The organism is Saccharothrix coeruleofusca, from assembly GCF_014648515.1.
GTDB classification, from domain to species: domain Bacteria; phylum Actinomycetota; class Actinomycetes; order Mycobacteriales; family Pseudonocardiaceae; genus Actinosynnema; species Actinosynnema coeruleofuscum.
The window spans coordinates 339279-347362 of sequence record NZ_BMRG01000003.1; the positions used below are offsets into that span (position 1 = coordinate 339279).

General features: G+C 74.2%; 9 protein-coding genes. 5 read left to right on the forward strand and 4 right to left on the reverse strand.

Annotated features, from left to right (window positions below; all coding sequences use genetic code 11):
* The coding region (locus IEZ00_RS10105; RefSeq protein WP_229795368.1) for an SAM-dependent methyltransferase at positions 1 to 653 on the forward strand (653 nt) is incomplete at its 5' end.
* Between the two features lie 21 nt (positions 654 to 674).
* Here the strand turns inward: IEZ00_RS10105 and IEZ00_RS10110 are convergent.
* Both IEZ00_RS10110 and IEZ00_RS10115 read right to left on the reverse strand, forming a co-directional pair.
* Positions 675 to 2588 (reverse strand): patatin-like phospholipase domain-containing protein, encoded by a 1914-nt coding sequence (locus IEZ00_RS10110; protein ID WP_229795370.1) that lies wholly within the window; start codon positions 2586 to 2588, stop codon positions 675 to 677.
* Between the two features lie 99 nt (positions 2589 to 2687).
* Positions 2688 to 3296: a CatB-related O-acetyltransferase gene (locus tag IEZ00_RS10115; RefSeq protein ID WP_373293112.1), complete on the reverse strand. Its 609-nt coding sequence runs from the start codon at positions 3294 to 3296 to the stop codon at positions 2688 to 2690.
* A gap of 103 nt (positions 3297 to 3399) precedes the next feature.
* On the opposite strand from IEZ00_RS10115, the gene IEZ00_RS10120 reads away from it, so the two are divergent.
* On the forward strand, positions 3400 to 3981 hold the full coding sequence (locus IEZ00_RS10120) for a TetR/AcrR family transcriptional regulator (protein ID WP_189222922.1): 582 nt from the start codon (positions 3400 to 3402) through the stop codon (positions 3979 to 3981).
* Between the two features lie 3 nt (positions 3982 to 3984).
* Here IEZ00_RS10120 and IEZ00_RS10125 read toward each other — a convergent pair whose 3' ends face one another.
* A complete protein-coding gene (locus tag IEZ00_RS10125; RefSeq protein ID WP_189222923.1) occupies positions 3985 to 4701 on the reverse strand; it encodes an MmyB family transcriptional regulator in 717 nt (238 codons plus the stop codon).
* Between the two features lie 78 nt (positions 4702 to 4779).
* Here IEZ00_RS10125 and IEZ00_RS10130 point away from each other — a divergent pair, with 78 nt between their 5' ends.
* Positions 4780 to 5196, forward strand: coding sequence for a VOC family protein (locus tag IEZ00_RS10130; RefSeq protein WP_189222924.1), 417 nt, complete (start codon positions 4780 to 4782; stop codon positions 5194 to 5196).
* Positions 5197 to 5260: 64 nt separating this feature from the next.
* Here the strand turns inward: IEZ00_RS10130 and IEZ00_RS10135 are convergent, their stop codons facing one another.
* Positions 5261 to 6187 (reverse strand): alpha/beta hydrolase, encoded by a 927-nt coding sequence (locus IEZ00_RS10135; RefSeq protein ID WP_189222925.1) that lies wholly within the window; start codon positions 6185 to 6187, stop codon positions 5261 to 5263.
* 8 nt (positions 6188 to 6195) lie between these two features.
* On the opposite strand from IEZ00_RS10135, the gene IEZ00_RS10140 reads away from it, so the two are divergent.
* A complete protein-coding gene (locus IEZ00_RS10140; protein WP_229795372.1) occupies positions 6196 to 7053 on the forward strand; it encodes a M48 family metallopeptidase in 858 nt (285 codons plus the stop codon).
* Between the two features lie 66 nt (positions 7054 to 7119).
* The gene (locus IEZ00_RS10145; protein ID WP_189222926.1) at positions 7120 to 7875 is read left to right on the forward strand and encodes a S1 family peptidase; all 756 of its coding nucleotides are present in this window, start codon (positions 7120 to 7122) and stop codon (positions 7873 to 7875) included.
* Positions 7876 to 8084 lie beyond the last annotated feature (209 nt).

Sequence of the window (8084 nt, forward strand, 5' to 3'; positions counted from 1 at the left end):
ACCCCGGCATGGCGGGCGCGGCGCGGGCGAACCGCTCGTTCCTGCGGCGCGCGGTGCGCTACCTGCTGGCGCAGGGGATCGACCAGTTCCTCGACCTGGGCTCGGGCATCCCGACCGTGGGCAACGTGCACGAGATCGCCGACCAGGCCCGCGTGGTCTACGTGGATGTCGAGCCGGTGGCCGTGGCGCACAGCACGGCCCTGCTGCAGGGCAACCCGCGCGCCCTGGCGGTGCAGGCCGACCTGCGCGACCCGGCGTCGGTGCTGGAGCACCCGCAGGTCCGCGAGCTGCTCGACTTCGAGCGGCCGATCGGCGTGCTGATGGTGGCGGTGCTGCACTTCGTGCAGGACGCCGACGACCCGGCGGGCGCGGTCGCGCGCTACCGCGAGGCCCTGGCGCCCGGCAGCTACCTGGTGATCTCGCACGGCAGCCTGGAGGGCGTGCAGGTGGAGGGGCACGCGGACACCGCGCGCGTCCAGGACGTCTACAAGCGCACCGACAGCCCGCTGGTGCTGCGCTCCCGCGCGGAGGTCGTCCCGTTCTTCGACGGCTGGGACCTGGTCGAGCCCGGCGTGGTCATGCTCCCCGAGTGGCACCCCGACGGCGACGACGGCTACATCAGCGCCCTCGTGGGCGTCGGCCGCAAGCCCTGACACCGCCACCCCGGTCGCGCATCACTCGGGCGGGGTCAGCCGCAGGTCCGGGTCGACGGGCGGAGCGCCGTCGAAGGGGCCCGCCACGACGTTGCCCAGCGCGTCGAGGGTCAGCGCGATGTCGGCGGCGTGCGGGTCGGCGCCGGAGGGCGGCGAGGCGAACCACCCGTGCAGGTCGGGCGGGATGGGGTAGTTCGCCGCCAGCTCCCGGTACAGCTGCCCGCGCTGCGCGGCCTGCGCCGCCAGCTCCTGGTACTCGCGCATGGCCATGCGCATCCTGATCCACCGGTACCGGTCGGTCCGCGTGCCGCCGTCCGAGGTGAAGCGGGTGCGCAGCAGCACCCCCGCGGTCCGCCCCCGCTCGGCCAGCGCCCGGATCGTCTCGGGCCGCATGAACAGGTTGGTGCCGCCCTCGTCCCCGCGCAGCCGCACGTGCGCGATCCGCCCCCGGTACCCCGGCAGCGCCGACTGCATGGTGTCCCGCCACCCCAGCATGGTGTCCAGGATCGCCGTGACGAACCCCCGCACCCCGTCGACGCCGCGCCACGGTGCGCCCTCGGTCGACGCGTCCTGCTCGGGCAGCCACACCTCCGGCGCGCCGGGGCCGGGGTAGCCCTGCAGGCTCAAGCCGAACGTGGGCCAGCGCGGCAGCAGGCTGTCGAAGAAGTGGATGGGGAAGTTGCTGGTGATGCCGCCGTCGGAGAACCAGTGCACCCGCGGCTCCGGCTCGGTCCGGCACAGCGGCACCGCCGCGATCAGGCCGGGCAGCGGCATGCTCATCCGCACCGCCAGCGCCACCGGCAGGTCGCGCGGCAGCGCCCGCAGGGGCTCCTCGGGGTGCAGCGGGCACCGGTGTTCACCGGGCTGCTGCCCCAGCTGCGCCACGACCCGTTGCGGCACAACGTTTTCCAGGCACCGCGCGCAGTACGACCACGAGTCCGCGGTGTCGTTGAACGGCAACCGGTAAGGACGTCCCTCCGACAGGTCCGTGGTCATCAGCACCAGGTTGGTGTTCAGGTCGCTGAACCGCAGCCCCGCCACGCCGGAGAGGTCGTCGAGCCGCTCGGCGATCCAGTCGCTCAGCGGCGGCACGCCGGTCGAGGCGGGCACGCCGCACCGCCGGTCCCAGAAACCCGGCCGGAACCGCCCGGTGCCGGGCACCAGTCCGAAGTGGAGGGACCGGGCCTCCCGCGCCAGGAAGCGCCGCGCGCCCAACCCGTAGGTCAGGGCGACCGCGCTGACGAACGCGAACCCCAGCACCAGCCACCACACCACGGCCGTCGCCGCCGACGCCAGGCTTTCCGCCGTCCACCGCGTCCTGATCGCCACCGGCACCAGGGGCGACGCCAGCAGCACCGCCGTCCCCAGTCGCCGCAGCACCGCGTCCCGACCCCTGGGCAGGACGTTGGCCAGCACCCACGGCACGACCACGGCCACCGCCACGACCACCGCGACGAGCACCCAGCGCGGCGTGCCGCGCCAGTCGACCGCGCCCGCCCACAGCGTCGGCCCGGCCAACCACAGCGCCAGCACCAGGGCCAGCGCCGCCTTGGCGCGCACCCCGATCGCCCCGAGCAGCGCCAGCAGCGTGCACGTCAGCGCACTGCGCCCGGTGGTGTCGCGCCGCTGCATCGACGCCGCCACGATCCGGTACAGCTTGCGGGTCCGGTCGCTGGGCTGGAACAGCTGCGCCAGCCGCCACCGCCCGTCGGCGAACCAGTCGACGACCTCCTCCAGCCGCTGGAACCCGCCGCTGTCGCGCCCCCGCTCCGCCGCCGCGGTGAACGCCGCCCCGATCGCCCCGGCGGAGGCCCCGCCGAGGGAGCGGAACCGGTAGTGCCGCGCGAGTTCCACCACCGCCAACGGGTAGACGACCCCGCTGGTCGTCCCGCCGCGCATGGTGAGGTCGCAGTACTGGTCGAAGTCGTCCGGCATGGCGCCCTCCCACCGACCATGATCGCGCGGATCACCCCGCGCGCGTTAGGCCGATCGGCTGGACCCGGTCGTCCCACGGCAGCGGTCGTCCGACACGGGTCAGTCCAGCCCAACTATCCGCGCGATCTCGGCGGGGGTGCCGGACATGATGGTGCGCACGTGCTCGGTGATCAGGTCGGTCGGCCAGTCCCACCACGCCGCGCGCAGCAGCAGCCGCACGTCCTCGTCGGGGTAGCGCTGCTTCACCGGCCGCGCCGGGTTGCCGCCGACCACGGTGTAGGGCGGCACGTCGGAGGTGACCACGGCTCCGGCGGCGATGATCGCGCCGTCGCCGATGCGCACGCCCGGCATGATCAGGCTGCGGTAGCCGAACCAGACGTCGTTGCCGACCACGGTGTCGCCGCGGGTGGGGGCGTCGACCACGAGGTCGAGGGTCTTGCGCGCCCACTCGCCGCCGAAGATGGTGAAGGGGAAGGTGGACGGGCCGGAGGTCAGGTGGTTGGCACCCGCCATGATGAACGTCGTCCCGGCGGCCAGCGCGCAGAACTTGCCGATGACCAGCCTCTCCTGGCCGTAGGAGTAGAGGACGTTGCGCGTCTCGAACTCCGTCGCGTGCTCGGGGTCGTCGTAGTAGGTGTACTCGCCCACCTCGATGGTGGGTGAGGTGATCAGCGGCTTGAGCAGCACCACGCGCGGGTGCTCGGGCATCGGGTGGAGCACGGTCGGGTCGGGGGTCAAGGGCACTCCTATCGCAACTTTGGTTGCGTTAGCATGGCAGCTCGGACCGCCTTAACGCAACTGGAGTTGCATTGTGACTGCTCGACCGGGTGGGCGCTCGGCCCGCGTGCGCGCCGCCGTCATCGACGCGACCTTCGCCGAACTGGCCGAGGGCGGCTACCTCCGGCTCACCGTGGAGAACGTCGCCACCCGCGCGGGCGTCCACAAGACCACGGTCTACCGGCGCTGGGGCACCGTCGACGAGCTGATCGCCGACGCCCTGGAGCACTCGCGCGACGCGGACTGGCCGGTGCCGGACACCGGTTCGGTCGAGGGTGACCTGATCGCGGTCGCCGACGACGTGGCGCGGACCTTCGCCGACCCGGCGCGCCGCACCGCGCCCGTCGCCGTGGTGGCCGCCGCGCTGCAGTCCAGCCGCGCCCGCGAGGCGATGGCCCGCTTCTACGCCGACCGCCACCGGCGCGCGGCCGAGGTGGTGAGCAGGGCCGTCGCGCGGGGGGAACTCCCGGCGACCACGGACGCGGTCGAGCTGATCCGGCTGACCTGCGCCCCGCTGTTCTACCGGGTCTTCGTCACCGGCGAGCCGGTCGACCGGGAGGTGGCCGAGCGCAGCGCCCGCGCGGCGCTGGCCGCCGCGCGGGCCGGGCTGCTCTGAGGCTCACCCCGCGCCGAGCACCAGCACCCCGGCGTCGGTGTCGCCGCCGGGGCGCAGCAGCGTGAACGTCCGGGGCAGGCCGTCCACGGTCGCCTTCGCCGAGCGGAACTCGCGCACCTCGCGGCAGCCCCACCACGGCGCCAGGTCCGGCCGCTCGGCGGTCAGCCGCCGCAGCAGCCCGCGCACCCGTGGGTCGTCCGGGGCCCGGTCGGCGTGCGCGCGGAACTGGCGGAAGACCTGGCGCGCCAGCGGTTCCCAGTCCGGCACCCGCGCCCGCCACGCCGGATCGGTCAGCGCCAGCACCAGGTTGCCGCCGGGCAGGCCCACCCCGGCGAACCCGGCGTTGGCCGCCACCACGTCGAAGCACCGGTCCAGCACGGCCGCCGCGGGCAGCCCCGCCAGCAGGCCGGTCGGGTCGTCGGGGGCGGGGGCGGCCTCCGAGGGGCGCAGCCCCGCCAGCGCCAGCACGTGCCGGTGCGCGTCGCCGTCGAGCCGCAGCGCCCGCGCGACCGCGTCGAGCACCTGCCGGGAGGTCTCCACCCGGCCCTGCTCCAGCCACGTGTACCAGGCCAGCCCCACACCGGACAGCGCAGCGACCTCCTCGCGCCGCAGCCCCGGCGTGCGCCGCCGCCGCGACCCCGCTGCCAGGCCCACCTCGGCCGGGTCCAGCAGCTCCCGGTGCGCCCGCAGGAACCGCCCCAACTCCTGCCTGGTCGACATGCCGCCGAGCCTATTACCGCCACTCACAGCACGAACGCCTGTCTCGTCCCGTGGGCCGCGCCGGGACAGGCTCGGGGCATGACCTTGTGGCGCACCGATCCGGATTCCTCCCACCGCACCGAACCCCGCGTCTACATCCGCGCCTACGTCCCGCCGGGCGGGATGGAGGACGCGATCGCCTTCTACGAGCGGCTGCTGGGCACGCCGGTGGACCTGCGCACGCCCTACCCGGAAAAGGGGCTGTCGATCGCCACCGTGGGCGCGTTCCTGCTGATCGAGGGCGACGAGGAGACGGTGGAGCCGTTCCGCGCCACGCACGGCACGCTGCTCGTGGACGACGTGACCGGCTACCACGACCGGCTGGTGGCGGCGGGCGCGGAGATCACCGACCCGCCGGTCGAGGTGCCCACCGGGGTGGGCTTCACCGCCCGGCACCCCGACGGCACGGTGGTGGAGTACGTCCACCACCGCCCGAAACCGGGAGAGGGCCGGTAGCGGTGCCGCCCGTCGGGTAGTGGAGAACGGCCCCGGAGGGCGGGTCGGATGGTACTCGCGGGTGTCAGGTGTCGAGGAAGCGGTCCACTTCGGCCAGTGCGCGCTCGCGCACCGACTGGGCGGACAGGAACAGGTCGTGCAGCCCGCCGTCGACCCGGACCACGGTCACGTCGCGGCCGATCTTGGGCGCCCACCGCTGCATGTGCGCCACGTCCAGCACCGTGTCGGCGGTCATCGCCTCCGGGGTCCACCGCTTGGCGCGCAGGTGGCTGCGGCCCGACCGCAGCACCAGCACCGGCACCCGCACGTCCAGCCCGCGGTGCAGCCGCGCGTGGCCGCGCCGCACCGCGCGCAGCCACCCGGCGGTCACCGGGAACGCCTCGATCGGCTTCCACGCCGTGTCGAAGTCCCACTCGCCGTGGTGGTCGCGGTGGATGCTCTGGCCGTACACCGGGCCGAGGCCGGGCCGGATGACCAGCTTCGGCGCGACCCGGCCCAGCGCGCGGATCGCCGCCGTGCCCAGCGTGCGCAGCAGCCACGGCTCGGCCAGTTCCAGCCACGGGCTGTTGAGCACCAGAGCGTCCAGCACGCCGTCGGCGCGCCGCTCGTGCGCCCACAGGCTGGTGGTCAGCCCGCCGGTGGAGTGGCCCATCACCACCAGCCGCCGGTGGCCGTCCTCCTCGCGGACCACCCGCACCGCGGCGTCGATCTCCTCGAAGTGGTCGGCCAGGTCGACCACGAAGTTGGCCACCTCGCCGGGCTTGAGCGAGCGGCCGTACGCGCGCAGGTCCACCGCGTAGAAGTCGTAGCCGCGCGCGGCGAAGTGGTCGGCCACGTGCCGCTGGAAGAAGTAGTCGGCGAACCCGTGGACGTACAGCACCGCCCCGCGGTCCGCGCGCGGCGCGCGTCTGCGCACCAGGGTCGCGGCCAGGTCGCCGCCGAGGGGCAGGGTGCGGGTCTGGTAGTCGTCGCCGAGCACGTCCGGGGTCACGGCGGCAAGTGTGCACGTCGGTTCCCCCGTTCCGGGAGAGCAACCCGCCGGGGAGTGGCAGGCTGGCGCGGCTGCGGCTGGAGACGGCGGCGGCGCTGGACGTGGACCCGGTGCCGGAGGTGTTCGTCAAGCGGGACCCGACGCCCAACGCCTCCACCCTGGGCATCGACAAGCCCTTCATCGTGCTCACCACCGGGCTGGTGGAGCTGCTCGACGAGGACGGCCTGCGGTTCGTGATCGGCCACGAGATGGGGCACGTGCTGTCCGGGCACGCGCTGCACCAGACGATCCTGCAGCGGCTGATGCAGCTGCAGCACGGCCTGGGCTGGATGCCCGCAGGCTACTGGGCGATCCGCGCGGTGATCGCGGCGCTGTGCGAGTGGTACCGCAAGACCGAGCTGTCCTGCGACCGCGCGGGGCTGCTGTGCGGGCAGGACCCGGCCGCCGCGCTGCGGGCGCACGTGGCGATGGCGGGCGGGATGGACCTGAGCCAGGTCGACACCGCCGAGTTCCTGCGCCAGGCCAAGGAGTACGAGCAGGTCGAGGACGTCCGCGACAGCGTGCTCAAGCTGGTCCGGACCTGGCCGCTGACGCACCCGACGGCCGTGGTGCGGGCCGCCGAGCTGCAGCGCTGGGCGGCGGGGGGAGGAGTACCGGGCCGTGCTGACCGGCGACTACCCGCGCCGCGAGGACGACCGGCCGACCAGCGCGTTCACCGAGGACATCAAGTCGGCGGTGCGCTCCTACAAGGAGTCCGCCGCGCAGTCGGAGGACCCGCTGATGAAGGTGTTCAACGAGCTGGGCGACGTGCTGGCGGGGGCCGCCGGGCGGGTCAGGGACAGGTTCGGGGGTGCACGCTAGGCTGAATGGCCTAGCACTCTGCGTCATTCTGACTAATCTCCTCGTAGCAGCGTGCTGATCGAGGAGGAGTTATGCGCCTAGTCGCGCTCGTGTTGGTGCTGTTCGCCCTGGGCGGGGGGACCGCCGCGGCGGACGACCCCCGGATCGTCGGGGGGCAGCGGGTGTCGATCGGGGACCACCCCTGGGTGGTCTACCTGGCCGATCCCAGCGGGTACCAGTTCTGCGGCGGGACGATCGTGGCGCCGAGGAAGGTGCTCACCGCCGGGCACTGCGCGGCGGGGCTGACCGCCCGCGCCACGCGGGTAGTCGCCGGTCGCGAGGACAAGCAGAGCAGGCGGGGCGTCGTGGTGGCGGTGACCGACATCTGGGTGCACCCGCGCTACATCACCGCCGACCGCGGCGACGACCTGGCCGTGCTCACCCTGGCCGAGGCGCTGCCGTACCAGCCGCTGCCGCTGGCCGACCGCGACTACCCGGCGGGCACCAGGGCCACCATCCTGGGCTGGGGCCGCACCGGCGAGCAGGGCGCCCCGTCGCGGTACCTGCTCGGCGCGAGCGTGCCGCTGGTGTCCGACGAGAACTGCGCCAAGGCGTACCCGCAGTACGACGAGAGGTCGATGGTGTGCGCGGGCTACGAGCGGGGCGGGGTCGACACCTGCCAGGGCGACTCGGGCGGTCCGCTGGTGGTCGGGGGCGCGCTGGTGGGCGTGACGTCGTGGGGCGAGGGCTGCGCCCGTGCGGGCAAGCCGGGCGTGTACACCCTCGTGCGGGCGTACCTGGGCGAGCTCGCCGAGCAGATCGGGGCGCGGTCCCCGGCGCTGCGGTAGGACGGGGTGGGGGTGGGGGTGCCCTCTGGCGGGCACCCCCACCGGTCAGACGACCAGGCCCACCGACATGGTCAGGAACACCGCCGCGCACACCGCGTCCAGCGCGGTGGTCACGCCCGGCTTGCGCAGCCTGCGGCCCAGGGTGGCCGCGGCCAGCACGATCGCCAGCTCCCACAGCGCGGCGAGCGCGAGGAACACCAGCGCCAGCG